This is a genomic window from Streptomyces sp. NPDC107654 (assembly GCF_055639035.1).
Map to the genome: position 1 here is coordinate 23,644 of NZ_JBVKBI010000038.1, position 17,404 is coordinate 41,047.

The following is a 17,404-nucleotide window of genomic DNA, read 5'->3' on the forward strand; positions in this document are numbered from 1 at the left end:
CTCTTTCTCACGCGCCGGTGCCGGAGTCACCGGGCTTGCGCGCGATGACCAGGGTGTCGTGCGCCCCGATTGACGCTGTCTCGACCGGCTCAAGGCCCGCGTCGGCGAGCCATCGAGTGCACTCGGCGAGTGTGTACTCCGACCCGCCGTTGGAGATCAGCTGCATGTTGAGGCTGATGAGCGTGTTCCACGGGTCGCTCGGCTCGTCCTCCAGCAGCTGGTCGTAGATCAGCAGCGCGCCGCCGGGCCGTACCGCGTCGGCCAGCTTCTTCACCAGGTGGGCGCGTTCCTCGGGAGTCCAGTCGTGCAGGACATGGCCCGTGATGACGACGTCGGCGGGGGGCAGCTCGTCGGCGAAGAAATCGCCGCCGCTGAACACCGCCCGGTCTGTCAGTCCGAAGCCTGCGATGTGTTCGTCGAACATCGGTCCGATCGGCGGCAGGTCGAACACCCCGCCGGTCAGGTGAGGATGGGCGGTGAGGATGCTGGCGAGCAGGTTGCCCCGCGCGCCGCCCACGTCGAGGACGGTGCGGTGGGCGCCCCAGTCGAACGCCGCGCAGATGTCTGCGGCGAGCGGGCCGCTGACCGCGTCCATCATGCGCAGGAAGTTCCTGAGACGGCTGGGTTCGGCCATCATGCGCTTGAACGCGGCCGCCTGGTCCTCGCGGCCCGCCAGCTGCGGCTCGCCCGTGCGCAGCAGACCCGTCAGCCCGGACCAGGCCGGGTACATCATGTGGTTGGCGCGCTCCAGGAAGGCACCGCCGTACTCGGGCTTGGCCTTGTCGAGATAGCGGTCAGCAGCTGGCGTGTTGGCATACCGGTCGCCGTCGCGGCGCAGCAGGCCGCAGCAGACCAGGGCGGTCAGGAAGTCCCGCGCTGCCCGCGGATGCAGCCCCAGACGCTCGCGCAGCTGTCCCACCGTGGCCGGACCTGCGGCCAGCACCGTGAACAGGTCCAGCTCGATGGCGCTGAGGACGACCTTCGCCTGAGCGAAGGCGATGCCGAGCCGGTTGATGTCCTCAAGGCTCGTGGGTTCAAAGGTCGGTGAGGTGTGCGTCACGTGGTCGTGGCCCCTTTCCGGCGGTCGCGTCGACAACACGGCACACACTGACACCCGGCGTTCGAGCTCGGATCCAGGAACCGTCGGCGTGCCCGCAGAGCGGCCCCAGCGGACCCCCAACTCTCTTGGAAAAGCTTGGCGGATTCTGGTCCGGCACGCCCGCCAGGGCGGATACGGAGCGCGGAGGGAGATCCCATGGCCGGGGAGCACCAGGCCGCCCGTGCGCGGCGCGCACTGGGCCAGCCGAGGTGGTTCGTCACCCTGTTCCTCACGGACATGTGGGAGCGGTTCAGCTTCTTCGGGATGCAGGCCATCTTGGTCCTGTTCGCCACGGCACCGGCACACGACGGGGGCCTCGGGCTGCCTAGGACACAGGCGCTGGCGCTGTACGGGGCCTACGTGGGCGTGGTGTTCATCGCAGCGATGCCGGGCGGCTGGGTGGGAGACCGGGTCCTGGGCGAGCGGCGGGCCGTGCTCGCCGGCGGCGTCGTCATCGCCCTGGGACACGCCACGATGACCCTGCCGACGACGGCCTGCGCCTACGCGGGCCTGGCACTGATCGCCTGCGGCACGGGGCTGCTGAAGCCCAACATGCTGGCCCTGCTGAGCCGGTTCTACCCCCCGGACCGAAGCACCGAACGCGAGGCCGCGGTGTCGGTTTTCTACGTCAGCATCCAGATCAGCGCGCTGGCCGCCCCGCTGGTGACCGGTTTCCTGGGCGAGACGTTCTCCTGGCACTGGGGCTTCGCGGCGGCGGGCGTCGGCATGGCTTACGGGGTGCTCCAGTTCGCGTGGGGCATCGGGTCCTTCGGGGCGGTGGGCGCGGCCCCCGGGCATCCGGCCACACCGGATCACCTGCGGCGCGTACTGCGCATCGTGGTGACCGCGGTCGGCTGTGTCGGCGCGGTGGCTGGCGCGGACGCGGTGAGCGGGGCGTTCCGGCTGATGCACGCAGTGGCGGCGATGGGCCTGGTCACCATGGTCGCGCCCGTCCTGTGTTTCCTGGCGCTGCGTCGCAACGCGGCGCTCGACGCCGGCGAGCGGGTTCGCGTCACCGCGTTCGGATGGGTGCTCGGGGCCACTGCCCTGTTCTGGATGTTCGTGATTCAGGCTGGTTCTGTCCTCAGCCTGTTCGCCAAATGGTCCACCGACCGACACCTGGCCGGCACCCAGTTGCCCGCCGGCTGGTTCCAGTCGGCGACACCGCTGTTCATTCTGGTGATCGCCCCGCTGGCGGCCCGGCTCTGGACGAGCTCGGGACGGCGTATCTCGCTGCCGGTGAAGCTGGCGGTCGGGCTGGGGCTGGCCGCCGCGTCGATGGCCACGATGAGCGGCGCGGCCGCGCGTGCGGCTGGCGGTCACCTGGTGTCACCTCTGTGGCTGCTGGCCGCCTTCTTCCTGCTGGCCTGCGGGGAGGTGGTCCTCGCCCCGGTCGGACTCAGCGCCTCCGCGGACATCGCGCCGGCCGCTTTCGCGGGCCGTGCCATGGGCCTGTACTGGATGTGCTCCGCGTTCGGCGCGGCCATCGGGAGCCAGCTCGTGCACCTGACGGACCTGGTGCCGCAGCCCGTCTACTTCCTGCTTCTCGCTGCCACCGGTGCCGCGGTCGCGGGCGCGCTGCTGGTGGGCCGCCGGGCCCTGACGCACCGGCTCGCCATGCCTGTGCCGACGACACCGCAGGCAACGGGACCGGTCACCACATCCGCATTCTGACGGCTTTCCCCGTGCCCCTTCGCTTTCCCGAAGGGCTGGCAATGCCCTCGGAAGAAAACGAAGGAAAAGTGTAGCGAAGGCCTTTCCCAACACCGTCTCAGCCCGAGTAAACGCCCAGGCCAGCGGGCTGGAAGGCTTCTAGATCGGTTCTCTAAGAAGTGCCGGAAAGATCTGGGTCGGAAAATCGAGCAGCGGAGGAAAAGCACGGTGGAACGCAGGCTCATCGTGGCACGAATGGACGAACAACACGCACATGCCGTCGCCGACGCGTTCGCCGCGTCCGATGCGGGGCCGCTGCCGGGCCTCGTCGGCGTCACCGGCCGCTCACTCTTCCACTACCGCGGTCTGTACTTCCACCTCATCGAGGCGGAGGAGCCGGTGGCGGAGCGCATCACCGAGGCCGCGGCGAACCCGCACTTCGAGGACATCAGCCGCCGGCTGGAGCCGTACGTGAAGCCGTACGACCCGGACACCTGGCGCGGCCCGGCCGATGCCATGGCCACCCGCTTCTACACCTGGCGGGCGCGGTGACGGCCGGCGCCGCACCGCGGCCTGAAGGGCCGTCGGCCCTGCCGCCCGCCCCGCGCGCGGTGGCCTTCACCGACGTCGAACCCAACCGCCGGCGCGGCGGCGAGCTACGGATCGTGCTCGGCCCCAAGACGGCCGGTGCCACAACGGGGTTCATGGGCATGCTCACCCTGCGCCCGGGCGAGTTCGTCAGCGAGCACTACCACCCCTACTCAGAGGAGTTCCTGTATGTCACCCGGGGCGAGGTGACCGCGCGCCTGGACGGCCGGCCTGTTCCGGTCCGGGCCGGCGAGGGTGTCCTCGTGCCGCGTGCGATGCGCCACCGCATCGAGAACCACGGTGCCGAGCCAGCGGAGGCGGTCTTCCACCTGTGTCCGCTGGCGCCTCGCCCGGAACTCGGCCACGTCGACACCGAGGCGCTGCCCGCCCCGGACGAGCCGCAGCCCGAGGTAGGAGGCGCCCGGTGAACCGGCGTCGGGCGGTCATCACGGGGTTCGGCGTCGTCGCACCCGGCGGAGCCGGAGCCAAGGAGTTCTGGTCGCTGCTTTCCGAGGGGCGCACGGCCACCCGTCCCATCTCACTGTTCGACGCGAGCGGATTCCGCTCCCGGATCGCCGCGGAGTGCGACTTCGACGCCGAGGCCGAGGGCCTGACCGCGGACGAGGTCCGCACCCTGGACCGGGCGGCCCAGTTCGCGGTGGTGTGCGCCGAACGCGCCCGCGCGGACAGCGGCCTCGACGGCGCCGTCACCGACCCGCACCGCTTCGGTGTCAGCCTGGGCACCGCGGTGGGCGCGTCGACCGGGCTGGAGACCGGCTACGTCGCCCTGTCGAGGCGGGGCCGCGACTGGGTGACCGGTGTCGCCTCCGAAATGCCCCAGCTGCGCGACCACCTGGTGCCCAGCAGCTTCGCCGCCGAGGTAGCCCGGCGCAGCGGTGCGCGGGGTCCGGTGACCACGGTCTCGACCGGCTGCACATCTGGCCTCGACGCCGTCGGCCACGCCGTCGCGCTGATCGAGGAAGGATCCGCCGACGTGATGCTGGCCGGCGCGACCGACGCGCCGATCACTCCCATCACCGTTGCCTGCTTCGACAGCATCAAGGCGACGACTCCTGACAACGACGACCCCGCGCACGCCTCCCGCCCCTTCGACCGGGACCGCAGGGGATTTGTCCTAGGCGAGGGGGCGGCCGTGTTCGTCGTGGAGGAGCACGGCCGCGCGCTGCGCCGCCACGCCCGCGTCTACGCCGAGGTGTCCGGCTTTGCCACCCGGTGCAACGCCTACCACATGACCGGTCTGCGGCCCGACGGCCGGGAGCTGGCCGAGGCGGCCCGCACGGCGCTGGACCGGGCCCGGACCGACGCCACCGCCGTCGACTACGTCAACGCCCACGGCTCGGGCACCCGGCAGAACGACCGCCACGAGACGGCCGCGCTGAAGAGGGCGCTGGGAAGCCACGCGTACGACGTTCCGGTCAGCTCCGTCAAGTCGATGATCGGGCACTCGCTGGGCGCCATCGGCTCCCTGGAGATCGCCGCCTGCGTGCTGGCGCTGGCGCACCAGGTGGTGCCGCCCACCGCCAATCTGCACACCGCCGACCCGGAGTGCGACCTGGACTACGTGCCGGTTACGGCCCGGGAGGCCCGGCTGGACACCGTGCTCACGGTCGGCAGCGGGTTCGGCGGCTTCCAGAGCGCCATGGTGCTCGCCAGGCCGGGGAGGGCCGCATGAGCACGACAGCGCCCGACACCGCCGCTCGCACCAGGGTCACTCCGGCCGGCCGCTCCGGCGAGGCGGTGGTGACCGGCATCGGGATCCTCGCCCCTGGCGGCACGGACACCGAGGAGGTGTGGGCGAGCGTCCTCGCCGGGCGAAGCGCCATCGGCCCTCTCACCCGCTTCACCCCCACCGGGCCCGCCCGGCTGGGCGGCACGGTCCCCGACGAGGCGTTCACCGCCGCCGTGCCGAGCCGGATCCGGGCGCAGACCGATCGCTGGACGCAGATGGCGCTCGTCGCCGCCGAGGCCGCCCTGCGCGACGCGGGCCTGGACGATCCCGGGCAGGGGCCGTACGACCCGTACGACATGGCCGTGATCACGGCCAGCGGATCCGGCGGCACCGAGTTCGGGCAGCGCGAACTGGCCCGACTGTGGACCGAGGGACCGGGGCGGGTGTCCGTCTACCAGTCCATCGCCTGGTTCTACGCGGCCACCACCGGCCAGCTGTCCATCCGGCACGCCCTGCAGGGGCCGTGCTCCGTCCTGGTCGCCGACCAGGCGGGCGGACTCGACGCCCTGGCGGCGGCCCGCCGCGCGCTGCGCACCGGCACCGCTCTGGTCGTCACCGGCGGAACCGAGGCTCCGCTGTCGCCCTACGCGCTCACCTGCCTGGACGCCGACGGGTCCGTCAGCCACCGTACGGATCCCGCACGCGCCTACCTCCCGTTCCACGAGGACGCGTGCGGATACGTGCCCGGGGAGGGTGGCGCGCTCCTCGTCACCGAGGACGCGGCGGCCGCTCGCGCGCGCCGTGCCCCGCGGGTGTACGGCCGGCTGGCGGGACACGCCGCGACCTTCGACGGCCCCGGAGAGCCGGCGGGCAGCGGGCTCGCGGCTGCCGCCCTGGGCGCGCTGCGGGACGCCGGAGTCGAACCCGCCGGGGTCGACGTGGTGTTCGCCGACGCGGCTGGCGACCGGGTGCGTGACACGGCCGAATCGCGAGTCCTCGCCGAGTTGTTCGGGCCGCACGCAGTACCGGTGACGGCGCCGAAGGCGCTGCTCGGGCGGCTCAACGCGGGCGCTGGTGCGCTGGACGCGGCCCTGGCCCTGCTGGCCCTACGCGACGGCGTCGTCCCGCCGACCGCCCTGCCCACCGCGCCGAGCCCCGAGCATCCGATCGATCTGGTCGTGGGCCGTCCGCGCGCCGCCGAGCTGCGTACCGCGCTGGTGCTCGCGCGTGGAGCGGGCGGCTTCAACTCGGCGCTCGTGCTCACCCGCGACTGGCTCCCACTGCACCGCACATGAGAGAGGACGGACACGTCATGCTGCTTGACGAACTGAAGGGGATCATGCGCCAGAGCGGCGTCGAGGACAGCGTCGACCTGGACGACGACATCCTCGACCGCAGCTGGACCGAGCTGGGCTACGACTCCCTCGCTGTGCTGGAGATCACCACGGAGGTCCAGCACCGCACGGGTGTGGATCTCCCGGAAGAAGAGACCTCCGAACTGACCACACCGCGCCTGTTGCTGGAGCGCGTGTCCGGTCGGAACCGGGGGGCCTGACCATGGCCATGCACACGGACAACAGTGTCTACATCGAGGCGCCCATGGACCTGGTCTGGGAGCGCACGAACGACATCGCCTCCTGGCCCGAGCTGTTCGACGAGTACGCGGAGGCCACCGTGGAGCGGCAGGACGGGGACACGGTCGTCTTCCGGCTCACGCTGCATCCGGACGCGGACGGGCGGAAGTGGAGCTGGGTCTCCCGGCGCACGCTGGACGCGGCGACCCGGACCACCCGCTCCCACCGGGTAGAGACCGGCCCCTTCAAATACATGAGCATCTTCTGGGAGTACCTGCCTGACGGTGACGGCGTACGGATGCGCTGGGTGCAGGACTTCGAGATGAAGCCGTCCGCTCCGGTCGGGGACGCCGCGATGGCGGACCTCATCAACCGCAACACCCGTCGGCAGCAGGCACGAATCAAACACCTTCTGGAGGAGGCCGCTCAGCAGGACCGTGGCCTCGTCGGTGACCCCGGGTGAGCGTCGGTACGAAAGGGCTGAGGTGTTCCCGACCCTGATCGCTGTGCTCCTCGTGTGCACCGGGGTGGCCGCGGGCGACATGTTCTGCACGGCCGTGGGTACCGCGCCGCTGATGCAGGTCCAGACCTATCGCGAGTACGTGACGACCGTTCAGTTCCTGCAACCGCGCTACGACCCCGCCATGCCGGTGATCAACACGGTGGCGATGCTGTCCGGTGCCGCGGCCGCGGTGTGGGCCCCCTCGGTCGCCGCGCGGACCCTGCTGGTGTGTGCCGTCGTCCTGGTGGCCTCGGTGGTCGCGTTGTCAGTCGCGAAGGCGGTCCCAATCAACCGGTTCGTCCTGGCCCTCGACCCCGAACGCGAACCCGGCGACTGGGCCCGCAGCGACCCCCGCGCCAGGTGGCGGCGCTGGCATCTGGCCCGTACCGCCGCGATGACCGGCGCACTGCTGCTCGACGCCCTGGCCGTGGCGAGCCTTCTGTGACCCCGTTCCGACCAACCCCGAGAGAGAGTGAAGTGGCATGTGGCTCGACGGAAAGCGTGTCCTGATCACGGGAGGCACCCGTGGCATCGGACGCGAGCTGGCTCTGGAGTTCGCCGACGCGGGAGCGCGTCTGGTCGTGTGCGGTCGCTCGGACGACTGGGCGGCCCAAGAGCTGGCCAAGGAGCTGGCCGAACGGGGCGGCGAACACCACGTCACCCTGGCGGACGTGACCGTGCCCGACCAGGTCGACACCCTTCTCGACGAGTGCCGCACCCGGCTCGGCGGACTCGACGCGCTGGTGAGCAACGCCGGAGCCATCAGCCATGTGCCCTTCGCGGAACTGGCGCACGAGGAGTGGCACCGGGTCATCGACACCAACCTCACCGCCGCCTACCTGTTGACGTCCCGCGCGCTGCCGCTGCTTCAGCCGGGCGCGTCCGTCGTGTTCGTCGGTTCCCGTTCCGCGCAGGCCGGCATCCCGCTGCGCGCCCACTACACCGCGGCCAAGGCCGGGCTCGTGGGCCTGGCACGCTCGCTGGCGAAGGAACTCGGCACACGCGGCGTCCGGGTCAACGTGGTGGCGCCCGGGGTGATCGAGACGGCCGACAAGCCGCTGACCGACGAGATCCGAGGTCGTTACCAGCAGCTCACTTCGCTTGGCCGGATCGGCCGCGGCGCGGAGGTTGCCGGCCCGGTGCTGTTCCTCGCCAGCGACCTGTCCACCTATGTGACAGGCGAGACCCTCAACGTCGACGGCGGCATCTGACCGGCGGATCCCGGCAGGCCAGGCCGTACAAGGAGAGACGACGACCATGTCCGAGCAGAACACGTCCCCCGAGCACGTCTTCCGCGTGACGCTGCGCATGGAGGTCCACCCCGGCCGGGGCCCGGACTTCGAGCGCGTCTGGCGGGAGAGCGCCGGCACCATCACCGGCCAGGCAGCGAACCTGGGCCAGTGGCTCTCCGCGAGCCTGGAGGAGGAGGACGTCTACTACATCGTCAGCGATTGGACCGACGAGCAGCGCTTCCGGGAGTACGAGCGCAGCGCCGAGCACCTGGAGCACCGCAGCCGGCTGCACCCGTACCGCCGCGCGGGCAGCATGACCACCATGCGCGTGGTGAGTCACCTCACCGGCCAGGCGATGACGGCACGGACACGCGTCCTTGTCCACGCCCGGGAGCCCGAGGACGCCAGCGGCGCCGACGCCGTGACCACGGCCTACCACCACATCAGTGAGGCCCTGCGCGGTACGCCCGGACTGCTCGGCAACGAACTGCTGCGCTCCCGCCTGGATCCGCGCTGCTTCGTGGTGATGAGCGAATGGGAGTCCCTGGAGGCCTTCCAGACCTGGGAGCAGGGGCCGGGACACCGGGAGACGACGGCTCCGCTGCGTCCCTACCAGGACACCTCCCGCGGCCGCACCTTCGACGTCCTGACCGTCAGCGAACGGTACTGACCGGCGTGCGCCCGTGAACTCCGACGAAAAGCACGCCATCACCGCCGTGCTGGAGGTCCTCGCGCTTCTGGGCAGTGGCATCACCGCCGGTGTGCTGTTCTGCGTCGCCCTGAGCGTCGTACCCATGTTCCTGCGCCTGTCGTGGCCCCGTTACGTGGAGGTCCACCGGCTCATCGGCCGCAACTTCGACCCCGCGATGCCCCTCACTGTGCTCTCCAGCGCGGTGCTGGACGCGGCCTTGGCCACCACTGGTCCACAGGGCGTGCAGCGTGCGCTGTTCGGCGCCGCCGGGGCGCTGCTGATCGGCGTCTCGGCGGTGTCGCACCTGGCGAACGTGCCCATCAACCGGGCGGTCAAGGCGCCTGGGTCCGACGAGCGGCTGCCCGGCCGCTCCGACCCGCGGCCCCGCTGGCGCGCCTGGAATCTGCTGCGCACCTGCTGCGCCGTGGGCGCGCTCGCCGCGAACGCCACAGCCGCGGTCATCCCCCGCTGACCGGCCGCTGACAAACGAAGAGGAAGAGGAACGAGATGACATTCGGCCTGACGGGCAAACGCGTCCTGGTGACCGGGGGCAGTCGCGGTATCGGCCGGGCGATCGCCGTCGCACTCGCCACGGCCGGCGCACGGGTCGTCGCCGCCTACCGCGAGGACAGCGCCGCAGCCGCCACGCTGGAGGCCGACCTGCGCCGGGCCGGCGGCGAACACCATGTAGTGCGTGCCGATGTGACGGACCCACAGGCGGTCGGGGCCCTCGCCACCACCTGCCGGGAGGCGTTCGGCGGGCTGGACGCCGTCGTCAACAACGCGGGCATCCACGACCACACACCGTTCGAAACCCTGGAACCCAAGCGCTGGGCACATCTGCTGGACACCGACCTGACCTCGATGTTCCTGGTCACCCAGGCCTGTCTGCCGCTCCTCGGCGAGCAGGCGTCCGTCGTGAACATCGGCGCATCCGTCGCGCTACGCGGCCGCGCCGGGGCGGCGCACTACACGGCGGCGAAGGCCGCGGTTGTCGGGCTGACCCGGTCCCTGTGCAAGGAACTGGGTCCGCAGGGCATACGCGTCAACACCGTCGCCCCCGGCGTGATCGGCACGGGCCTGGACGACGTGGCCCCGCACGTGGCACGGCAGATCAACGCGATGACCGCGCTCGGCCGGCTCGGCACCCCCGAGGAAGTCGCCGGCGCGGTCCTGTACTTGGTCGGCGACACCTCCCGTTACGTCACCGGCGCCACGCTCAACGTCGACGGCGGCATGTGACCGCCGCGCACCCCACCCGAACGAAGGGAACAGCTCGCCATGCCGTACGCGGCCATCACCTATGACATCAAGCCCGGCCACGACGAGGAGATCGCGGAGATCTTCGCCGGCTTCCAGCGCGCCGACTCCACCGTGCTGCGCGACGACTCCGGCGCGGAGGTCGGCCGGCTGCTCGGCACGGCCGTCTTCATGAAGGACGGACTGCTCGTGCGGGTCATCCACTACGAGGGTGACATCAAGGACGTGGGCCGGCACATGGCCCGCCAGCGCGGCGTACACATCGTCGAGGAGCGGCTGAAGCCGTATCTGGCCGCGCCCCGCGACACCGCGACCGCCGAAGGGTTCCAGCGGCACTTCGCAGGCAGCCTGATGCGCTGCATCAGCCAGTTGTCCGTGCCGGCTCCGGCGGCCGAGCGCTGACCGGCCCGGCGAAGCCGAGGAGAGAAGCTGAGGAGAACGGCATGACAACCAAGGCGATCAGCGTCATCGGACTCGGCGCGATGGGCGCGGGCATGGCCGCTCGCCTGCTCGCGGCCGGCTTCCGGGTCACCGTCCGCAACCGCACCGCCGACCGTACCGAGCCGCTGGTGCGGGCCGGTGCCGTGGCCGCCGGTTCCGTCGCCGAGGCGGTGCGCGGTGCCAGCCTGGTGCTGCTCAGCCTGAGCGACGAGCGGGCGGTCGACGCCGTCCTCGACGCCGCGGGGGACGCCTGGCGGCCGGGCGTCTGCCTGCTGGACACCTCCACGGTCTCCCCCGACTGCTCCCGCCGCGTCACCCAGGAGCTGGACGCCCGCGGTGTGCGCCGCGTGGAGGCCTGTCTGCTGGGCAATCCGCCGCAGGCGGCGGCCGGTGAGCTGCGGGTCCTCGCGGCCGGTGCCCGGGACGCTGTCGGCGAGGCACAAGAAGTCCTCGACACGTTGGGCCGGGAGGTGTCGTACCTCGGCCCGACGGGCAACGCAGCGACCGCGAAGCTGGTCTTCAACCTGCTGCTCGGCGGCCAGCTGGCCGCGCTGGCCGAAGCCGTGGACTACGGGGTGGCCGCCGGGCTGGACCGCGACCGGCTGCTGGCAGCCATCGGGGCCAGTGGATTCAGCTCGAAGGTGCTCTCCTTCCGTATCGACCGCAGCCGCAAGGGCGAGTACGAGCCAGCGGCCTTCAAGGCGGCTCTGATGGCGAAGGATCTGACCCTGGGCACCCGCGCGGCACGCGCCGCGGGCGTGTCCATGCCGGTGCTGTCCGCCGCGGCGGACGCCTTCGACGCCATCGTCGACGCCGGAGCCGGTGACACCGACGCGGCGGTCGTCCTGGCCCCCGACCGCCCCGGCACCCGGCGTACCTGACCGCTTCCCGGACCGGCCGGTCTGACCCGACAGGAACGACAGCAACGACAGGAGGGACAGCATGACCGTGGGAATCCCCGATTCGCCAGGGACGGCGCCCCCGGTACCGGAGCGGACACAGCTGCTGCGCTCGCTGGACGACGTCGGGCCCGGCGATGCACCGCTCGTCGGGCGCAAGGCTGCCCAGCTGGGGGCCCTGCGCCAGGACGGCTTTCCGGTGCCCCGCGGCCTGGTGCTCACCGTGCGTGCCTTTGAGGCAGTGCTTCGCGAACCGAGCGGCGCCGCGGCCGGCTCCCGGCCCGCCGAACGGCCGCTGCCTGCGGACGTCCTGGACGCCGTGCGGCAGATCGCCGAGGCGTTCGACGGCACGGATGTGGCGGTGCGCTCGTCCGGCATCGCCGAGGACACCCCGGAACGCTCGTACGCCGGGCAGTATGTGACGACGCTCGGTGTCCGCGGCCCGGCCGCGCTCACCGAGGCCGTACGCGAGTGCTACGCCTCGGCGCTCGCGCCGCACGGCGAGGCCCGGCCCGGCACACCGGTACCCGGTATGGCCGTGCTGGTGCAGCCCATGGTGGACGCCGAGGCGGCCGGTGTCGCCTTCAGCGTGAACCCCGTCGACGGCTCCCCGGACGACACGGTCGTCAACGCCGTACGCGGCCTCGGCGACCGGCTGGTCTCCGGCCAGGCCGACCCCGACGAATGGGTGCTGCGCGGGGACGCGGAGCCCCGGCGGGTCGCCGGCACCCAGGACGCCCTGCCCGCGGACGGCATCTCCCATGTCGCCCGGCTCACCCGCCAGGTGGCCGACTGGGCCGGCTGCCCGCAGGACATCGAGTGGGCCTGGGCCGACGACGCGCCCGTCCTGCTCCAGGCCCGGCCCGTCACCGCGTTGCCGCAACCCGCCGAGCGCACACCGGTCGCCGTCGAGGTGCCGCCCGGCCGCTGGCTGCGCGGCGGCTACACCCTCAAACCGCTCACGCCCATGAACGTCAGCACGCTCATCGCGGCCGTGAACGCGGGCAGCGAGGGCCTCTTCCGGTACGCCTTCGGCGAGCGCATCGACGTACGGAGCCTGGGCGGCTGGTCGTACCTGCGCATCGTGCCTCTTCCAGACGCCGCGGCCGTGCTGCGCCGGGCCGAACGGGTGGCGGCCGCGGTGCGCGCCGACGAGCCGTACGCACTGGTCGAGCGGTGGCACGCCCGATGGCAGCCGTGGCTGGCCCGGCGCACCGCGTCCGCTGTGCCCGGCGCGCTGCCCGGACTGACGGACCGCCAACTGCTGGACGAGTTGGACTCCCGGCTGCGGCTCGCGCACCGCGCCCAGGCCGTGCACTTCCTGATCGGCGGCGCCGCGGGCTTGGTCTGGGCGCAGTTCGGCGTGCTGTGCCGGGACCTGCTCGGCTGGGGCGTCGCCGAGGTGCTGCCGCTGCTGACCGGGCTCCCCGGCAAGTCCTCCGAGCCGGCGCTGGCGCTGGCCCGCTTGGCCCAGCTGGCCTGCGCGCGCCCCGTGCTCCGCGCGCTGGTTCAGGCACCGGACGACGACGCGGTAGGGCGGCTGTCCGGCGTGGACACCGAGTTCGCCGCCGCGTTCGACTGCTTCCTGCGGGACTACGGCCAACGCTGCATGGGCGCGGACCTGGCCGAGCCCTCGCTGTCCGAACAGCCGGCGACTGTCCTGCGGCTGATAGCCGGTCAGCTGGCCGTCGGCAGCGACCCGCAGCGGGCCATGGCACGCGCGCGGCGGGGCCGGCGATCCGCGGCGGCGGCCGCGCGGGCGGCCCTGAGCCCCGGCGACCGGGCCCGCTTCGACCGTGCCCTGGAGCGGGCCGAGCGCTCCTTCCCGCTGCGCGACGACACCGGCTTCTACGCACACACCTGCTGGGGGCAGGTGCGCTACGTCCTGCTGGAACTGGCCGCCCGGCTGGTCCGGCGCGGTCGCCTGGCCGAGGCGGACGACGTGTTTCTGTTGTCGGCCGAGGAAGCGTGCGAAGCGCTCGGTTCGGACGACGACATGCGCCCCCTGGCGGACCGGCGGCGCGGCGAGCGGAACTGGTCGGCCGCGCATCTCGGCCCGCCGGCCTACGGGGAGCTGGAGACAGCCGCCTCGCTGGACGACGTGCTGCCCGCGCTCGCCGGCGCGGACCGAGCACTGCTGGAACCGGTGCGCTGGACCGACTCCGTCTCCCACCTGGGAGCGCGCGAGTCGGCGGCGAAGGGCGACCGGCTGCTGCGTGGTACGGCGGCCTCGGCCGGGCGCTGCACCGGCACGGTCCGGGTGATCGTCAGCGAGAGCGAGTTCGGCCGGCTTCGGCCGGGCGACGTGCTGGTGTGCCCCGAGACCACACCCCAGTGGTCGGTGCTGTTCGGGTCGATCGGCGCGCTGGTCACCGACACCGGGGGCCTGCTGTCCCACCCATCGATCCTGGCGCGCGAACACGGGATCCCTGCGGTCGTCGCCACCGGCAACGCCACCGAGGTGCTACGTGACGGGCAGGTCGTGGAGGTCGACGGCCAGGCCGGCACCGTCCGGCTGGTGGATGTGGCGGCGGGCTCGTGAACGGCCCCCTACGCGTCGTGGTGACCGCGTTCCCGATCGTGTCCCACCTGTATCCGCTGGTGCCCGCGGCGTGGGCGCTGCGGGCCGCCGGGCACGAGGTCCGGCTGGCGCTGCCCCCGGCGTTCGCGCCCGTGGCCGCCCGAAGCGGGCTGCCGGTGCTGCGGGTGGGCCGGGACGTCGACCCGGGCGCCGCCTGGGAGGGGTTTTCCCCGGCCGCCGAGCAGCGCACGGCCGCCGAGCAGCGCGCGGCCCGCACGATGGCCATGTTCACCCTGACGGCCGAGGCTGTGCTGGAGGACCTGACCGAACTGGCCGAGCGGTGGGCGGACGTCGTGCTTTTCGAGCCGCGAGCCTACGCCGGTCCGCTGGCTGCGGCGCTGGCCGGCCGGCCGGCGGTCCGCCTGCTCTACGGCGTCGACCACACCTACGCACAGCGTGACCGGGAGTGGCCCTTGCTGGAGCCGCTGTGGCGCCGGTGGGGGCTGGGCGCGCCGGCCCCCCTGGGCTCCTTCACCCTGGACCCCTGCCCGGCCGCGCTGCAGACTGCGACTCCGGCGGGCAGCCGGCCCATGCGCTACGTCCCGTTCAACGGCACGTCGGTGGTCGGGCCGCCGATGCGCAGTGGCCGGCCCCGGGTGTGTGTCACCTGGGGCACCACGTTCGGTGCGGTGCACGGGAATCTCGAGCCGCTGCGCCGGATCCTTGTCCAACTGGCCGCGCTGGACTGCGAGACGGTCGTGCTGGTCGCGGGTGACCAGCGCGGTCTGCTGGGTGAGACACCCGCAGGCGTGCGGGTGCTGGAGTCCGTCCCATTGCACACGGTGCTGCCCGGCAGCGCGCTGCTGGTGCATCAGGGCGGGGCGGGCACCACGCTGACCGCGGCCGCCTGCGCCGTCCCCCAGCTGATCGTGGCCGGCCAGGGCGATCAGAAGGTCCATGCCGAACGCGTGGTCGCGGCCGGCGTGGGCCGTCTACTCGCGCCTGACGCGCTGTCCGAGGCCGGTGCCGTAGTCGCGGAGATGCTGCGGGACGACCGGCTGGCGGCGGCCGCAGCCGAGGTGGCCCGGGAGAACAGGGTCCGGCCAGCTCCGGACACCGTGATGCGTTCGGTGGCCGGCCTCGCGTCCCGTGTGGGTCCGTAGGCGCACGCAAGGCCGCCGCCGGGCGTCTCTTTCAGGCGACGTGCACCGTCCGCGGCACGACCGCGGCGGGAACCGGGCGGCGCACCGGAAGGATGTGCGGCGGACGCAGCGTGGGACTGCGGCGGGCGGGGGTGAGCACGGCCCGCAGCAGCGGGTGCAGGACGTAACGCAGCTCCTTCTCCGAGGCGCCCGGCACCGGGCGCATCAGGTGGGCGGCGGACAGCCTGTCCAGGGTGTCCTCGGCGGTGCGCGTATCGGTGCCGGTCAGGGCCGCCGCGGTGTCGATGTCGAACCCGCTGCCCTCGCTGGCGCGGCCGAGCGCGTACAGCGCCTCGCGGTCGACGTCTGCCAGGTCGCGGAAGGCGCGGTGCAGGTAACCGCGCAGGTCGAGGCCAGCCTCGCGCAGCTCGGTGAGCAGGCCGGCAGTATCGGTCACCCGTTGTGCGAGCTTGCCGACGCTCCAGTGCCGGTTGACGCTCAGGCGCCGGCCCAGAGCCCACAGCGCCAGCGGCAGTCCGCCGCAGCGACGGGTCAGCCTGGCGGCGTCGGCCAGCTCGGCGCGCACATCGCGGTCGCCGAGCATGTTGTCCAGCAGGTCGATGCTCTCGGCCGGGGACAGCGGTTCGACGACGACGTCGTGCGAGCCGGGCAGCAGTCCCGTCAGATGCCGGGCAGTCACGATGACCGACCAATGGGGGCCACCGGGCAGCAGCGGACGGATTTGCTCGGCGGACCGGGCGTCGTCGATGAAGAGCAGCCCCTTCAGGTGGGCCACGCGCGAGCGGAAGATGCTGGCAAGTGATGCCTCGTCGGCGGGCAGCCGGCCCAGCCCCTCCCCCAGGTCACGGAGGAAGCCCCGCAGCGCCTCGGCCGTCGAGACCGGCTGGTCCGTGCTGCTGGCCAGACACGTGTACAGCTGGGCGTCGGGAAAGCGGCCGCACGCCGCGTGGGCCGCGTGCAAGGCCAGGGCGGTCTTGCCCACTCCTGGCATGCCGGTGATGGTGACGACCTGAGGGGCGTTGCGGTCCGGGGTGAGCAGCCGGTCGAGCTCGGCCAGTTGGCGTTCCCTCGCACGGAAGTCTGGTAGGTCACCGGGCAGTTGGGCGGGGCGCAGTGCCGGGGCGGCGGCTCCGGTGACGACCGCCTGGGGGGACTCGGGCTCGTAGCGCAGCCACGGAGCGTCGGTGAGGACGGCCTGATAAAGCTTCTGCAGATTGGGTGAGGGGTCGATACCGAGTTCTTCCGCCAGGCTGCGGCTGACTTCGTTATAAATTTCCAGGGCATGGGACCGCCGCTCACACCGATACAGAGCGACCATGAGTTTCGCGCAGAGTCCCTCATGCCAGGGATAACTGGTGAGCAAACCGCGCAATTCGCCGACGAGTTCCTCGTGGCGGCCGATACGAAGATCCGCCTCGGCCTGAATGAGGAGCGCCTGGAGCCCCGCTTCCTCCAAACGCGTCGCGTGCGCTTCGAGCAGCGGGCCGCGGTGGACGTCCCAGAGAACTTTCCCGCTCCACAGATTCGTCGCCGCGTGCAGCAGCTCCGACGCTTTGTGTGGATTTTGTTGTTCCAGCTCTCTTTTCCCGGACTCGACGAGCTGGTCGAATCGGTGGACGTCGATGTCCTCTGCCGGGATGTTCGCGACATATCCCAGCGGCTTGGTGAGCAGGATGTCCTTGCGGTTGCCTGTCGCCTCGGAGAAGGTCCTGCGCAGCTGGTAGACGTACGTCTGAAGTGTGGTGACCGCGGTAGCCGGCGGGTCGGTCGGCCAGATCTCCTCGATCAGGGTGGTGATCGGTACCAGTCCACCGCGATGCATCGCCAGGAGGGCGAGCACGCTCCGCTGTTTTGGCGCTGTGGGTGTAAGAATGCGTCCCTCATGAGAAACCTCAAAAGTTCCCAATGCGCGAAAGTACATCTGCTACCCCGTGTTAGTCGCGCACAAGGGTGCCAAACACCCTACCGAAGGTGCATGCCACACTTGTTCACGCGTTCCCCCAGTGCGTTGGCCCTCCGTGGACTGCTGGTCATCTCGGTCCACGCGGCGCGCCATCAATATCGGAAACTTTAGGGGCAGCGCCTCGACCA

At 71.9% G+C, this 17,404-nt stretch carries 18 protein-coding genes; 16 read left to right on the forward strand and 2 right to left on the reverse strand.

From position 1 onward, the window contains the following. Positions 1 to 7 precede the first annotated feature (7 nt). Positions 8 to 1,060 carry a methyltransferase gene (locus ACZ7N4_RS37075; protein ID WP_471367959.1) on the reverse strand — a complete coding sequence of 351 codons (1,053 nt, stop codon included), beginning with the start codon at positions 1,058 to 1,060 and terminating at the stop codon, positions 8 to 10. Positions 1,061 to 1,255: 195 nt separating this feature from the next. Between ACZ7N4_RS37075 and ACZ7N4_RS37080 the strand changes: the two genes are divergently transcribed. The 16 genes from ACZ7N4_RS37080 to ACZ7N4_RS37155 all read left to right on the forward strand — a co-directional run bounded on the left by ACZ7N4_RS37080 (position 1,256) and on the right by ACZ7N4_RS37155 (position 15,313). Further along, entirely contained in the window at positions 1,256 to 2,773 is a 1,518-nt protein-coding gene (locus ACZ7N4_RS37080) for a peptide MFS transporter (protein WP_471367961.1), read from the forward strand. 207 nt (positions 2,774 to 2,980) lie between these two features. Beyond that, complete coding sequence (locus tag ACZ7N4_RS37085) at positions 2,981 to 3,304, forward strand: TcmI family type II polyketide cyclase (protein WP_450869827.1); 324 nt, start codon at positions 2,981 to 2,983, stop codon at positions 3,302 to 3,304. 59 nt (positions 3,305 to 3,363) lie between these two features. Then, the gene (locus ACZ7N4_RS37090; protein WP_471367964.1) at positions 3,364 to 3,768 is read left to right on the forward strand and encodes a cupin domain-containing protein; all 405 of its coding nucleotides are present in this window, start codon (positions 3,364 to 3,366) and stop codon (positions 3,766 to 3,768) included. After that, on the forward strand, positions 3,765 to 5,033 hold the full coding sequence (locus ACZ7N4_RS37095) for a beta-ketoacyl-[acyl-carrier-protein] synthase family protein (RefSeq protein ID WP_471367966.1): 1,269 nt from the start codon (positions 3,765 to 3,767) through the stop codon (positions 5,031 to 5,033). The genes ACZ7N4_RS37090 and ACZ7N4_RS37095 overlap by 4 nt, the downstream gene beginning before the upstream one ends. After that, positions 5,030 to 6,325, forward strand: coding sequence for a beta-ketoacyl synthase N-terminal-like domain-containing protein (locus tag ACZ7N4_RS37100; protein WP_471367968.1), 1,296 nt, complete (start codon positions 5,030 to 5,032; stop codon positions 6,323 to 6,325). The genes ACZ7N4_RS37095 and ACZ7N4_RS37100 overlap by 4 nt, the downstream gene beginning before the upstream one ends. Positions 6,326 to 6,342: 17 nt before the next feature. Further along, positions 6,343 to 6,585 (forward strand): acyl carrier protein, encoded by a 243-nt coding sequence (locus ACZ7N4_RS37105; RefSeq protein ID WP_471367970.1) that lies wholly within the window; start codon positions 6,343 to 6,345, stop codon positions 6,583 to 6,585. 2 nt (positions 6,586 to 6,587) lie between these two features. Continuing rightward, positions 6,588 to 7,067: an SRPBCC family protein gene (locus tag ACZ7N4_RS37110; protein WP_471367972.1), complete on the forward strand. Its 480-nt coding sequence runs from the start codon at positions 6,588 to 6,590 to the stop codon at positions 7,065 to 7,067. 22 nt (positions 7,068 to 7,089) lie between these two features. Beyond that, positions 7,090 to 7,551: an anthrone oxygenase family protein gene (locus ACZ7N4_RS37115; protein ID WP_471367974.1), complete on the forward strand. Its 462-nt coding sequence runs from the start codon at positions 7,090 to 7,092 to the stop codon at positions 7,549 to 7,551. 37 nt (positions 7,552 to 7,588) lie between these two features. Further along, on the forward strand, positions 7,589 to 8,317 hold the full coding sequence (locus ACZ7N4_RS37120; RefSeq protein ID WP_471367976.1) for an SDR family NAD(P)-dependent oxidoreductase: 729 nt from the start codon (positions 7,589 to 7,591) through the stop codon (positions 8,315 to 8,317). 46 nt (positions 8,318 to 8,363) lie between these two features. Beyond that, positions 8,364 to 9,008 carry an antibiotic biosynthesis monooxygenase family protein gene (locus ACZ7N4_RS37125; protein ID WP_471367978.1) on the forward strand — a complete coding sequence of 215 codons (645 nt, stop codon included), beginning with the start codon at positions 8,364 to 8,366 and terminating at the stop codon, positions 9,006 to 9,008. A 13-nt stretch (positions 9,009 to 9,021) separates the two neighbouring features. Next, complete coding sequence (locus ACZ7N4_RS37130; RefSeq protein WP_471367980.1) at positions 9,022 to 9,501, forward strand: anthrone oxygenase family protein; 480 nt, start codon at positions 9,022 to 9,024, stop codon at positions 9,499 to 9,501. 35 nt (positions 9,502 to 9,536) lie between these two features. Further along, entirely contained in the window at positions 9,537 to 10,271 is a 735-nt protein-coding gene (locus ACZ7N4_RS37135) for an SDR family NAD(P)-dependent oxidoreductase (protein ID WP_471367983.1), read from the forward strand. 39 nt (positions 10,272 to 10,310) lie between these two features. Further along, positions 10,311 to 10,691, forward strand: a complete 381-nt coding sequence (locus ACZ7N4_RS37140; RefSeq protein ID WP_450869805.1) for a SchA/CurD-like domain-containing protein — start codon at positions 10,311 to 10,313, stop codon at positions 10,689 to 10,691. Positions 10,692 to 10,732: 41 nt separating this feature from the next. Continuing rightward, positions 10,733 to 11,611 carry an NAD(P)-dependent oxidoreductase gene (locus tag ACZ7N4_RS37145; protein ID WP_471367985.1) on the forward strand — a complete coding sequence of 293 codons (879 nt, stop codon included), beginning with the start codon at positions 10,733 to 10,735 and terminating at the stop codon, positions 11,609 to 11,611. A gap of 61 nt (positions 11,612 to 11,672) precedes the next feature. Beyond that, positions 11,673 to 14,171, forward strand: coding sequence for a PEP/pyruvate-binding domain-containing protein (locus ACZ7N4_RS37150; RefSeq protein ID WP_471367987.1), 2,499 nt, complete (start codon positions 11,673 to 11,675; stop codon positions 14,169 to 14,171). Then, on the forward strand, positions 14,168 to 15,313 hold the full coding sequence (locus ACZ7N4_RS37155) for a nucleotide disphospho-sugar-binding domain-containing protein (RefSeq protein WP_471367989.1): 1,146 nt from the start codon (positions 14,168 to 14,170) through the stop codon (positions 15,311 to 15,313). The genes ACZ7N4_RS37150 and ACZ7N4_RS37155 overlap by 4 nt, the downstream gene beginning before the upstream one ends. Before the next feature lie 31 nt (positions 15,314 to 15,344). Here the strand turns inward: ACZ7N4_RS37155 and ACZ7N4_RS37160 are convergent, their stop codons facing one another. Further along, entirely contained in the window at positions 15,345 to 17,234 is a 1,890-nt protein-coding gene (locus tag ACZ7N4_RS37160) for an AfsR/SARP family transcriptional regulator (RefSeq protein ID WP_471367990.1), read from the reverse strand. Between the last annotated feature and the right edge of the window lie 170 nt (positions 17,235 to 17,404).

Bases quoted from the DNA above. Each gene is read 5' to 3' on its own strand.
- ACZ7N4_RS37080 (WP_471367961.1), top strand. From the start codon at position 1,256: ATGGCCGGGGAGCACCAGGCCGCCCGTGCGCGGCGCGCACTGGGCCAG.
- ACZ7N4_RS37100 (WP_471367968.1), top strand. From the start codon at position 5,030: ATGAGCACGACAGCGCCCGACACCGCCGCTCGCACCAGGGTCACTCCG.
- ACZ7N4_RS37105 (WP_471367970.1), top strand. From the start codon at position 6,343: ATGCTGCTTGACGAACTGAAGGGGATCATGCGCCAGAGCGGCGTCGAG.
- ACZ7N4_RS37110 (WP_471367972.1), top strand. From the start codon at position 6,588: ATGGCCATGCACACGGACAACAGTGTCTACATCGAGGCGCCCATGGAC.
- ACZ7N4_RS37120 (WP_471367976.1), top strand. From the start codon at position 7,589: ATGTGGCTCGACGGAAAGCGTGTCCTGATCACGGGAGGCACCCGTGGC.
- ACZ7N4_RS37125 (WP_471367978.1), top strand. From the start codon at position 8,364: ATGTCCGAGCAGAACACGTCCCCCGAGCACGTCTTCCGCGTGACGCTG.
- ACZ7N4_RS37135 (WP_471367983.1), top strand. From the start codon at position 9,537: ATGACATTCGGCCTGACGGGCAAACGCGTCCTGGTGACCGGGGGCAGT.
- ACZ7N4_RS37140 (WP_450869805.1), top strand. From the start codon at position 10,311: ATGCCGTACGCGGCCATCACCTATGACATCAAGCCCGGCCACGACGAG.
- ACZ7N4_RS37145 (WP_471367985.1), top strand. From the start codon at position 10,733: ATGACAACCAAGGCGATCAGCGTCATCGGACTCGGCGCGATGGGCGCG.
- ACZ7N4_RS37150 (WP_471367987.1), top strand. From the start codon at position 11,673: ATGACCGTGGGAATCCCCGATTCGCCAGGGACGGCGCCCCCGGTACCG.
- ACZ7N4_RS37160 (WP_471367990.1), bottom strand. From the start codon at position 17,234: ATGTACTTTCGCGCATTGGGAACTTTTGAGGTTTCTCATGAGGGACGC.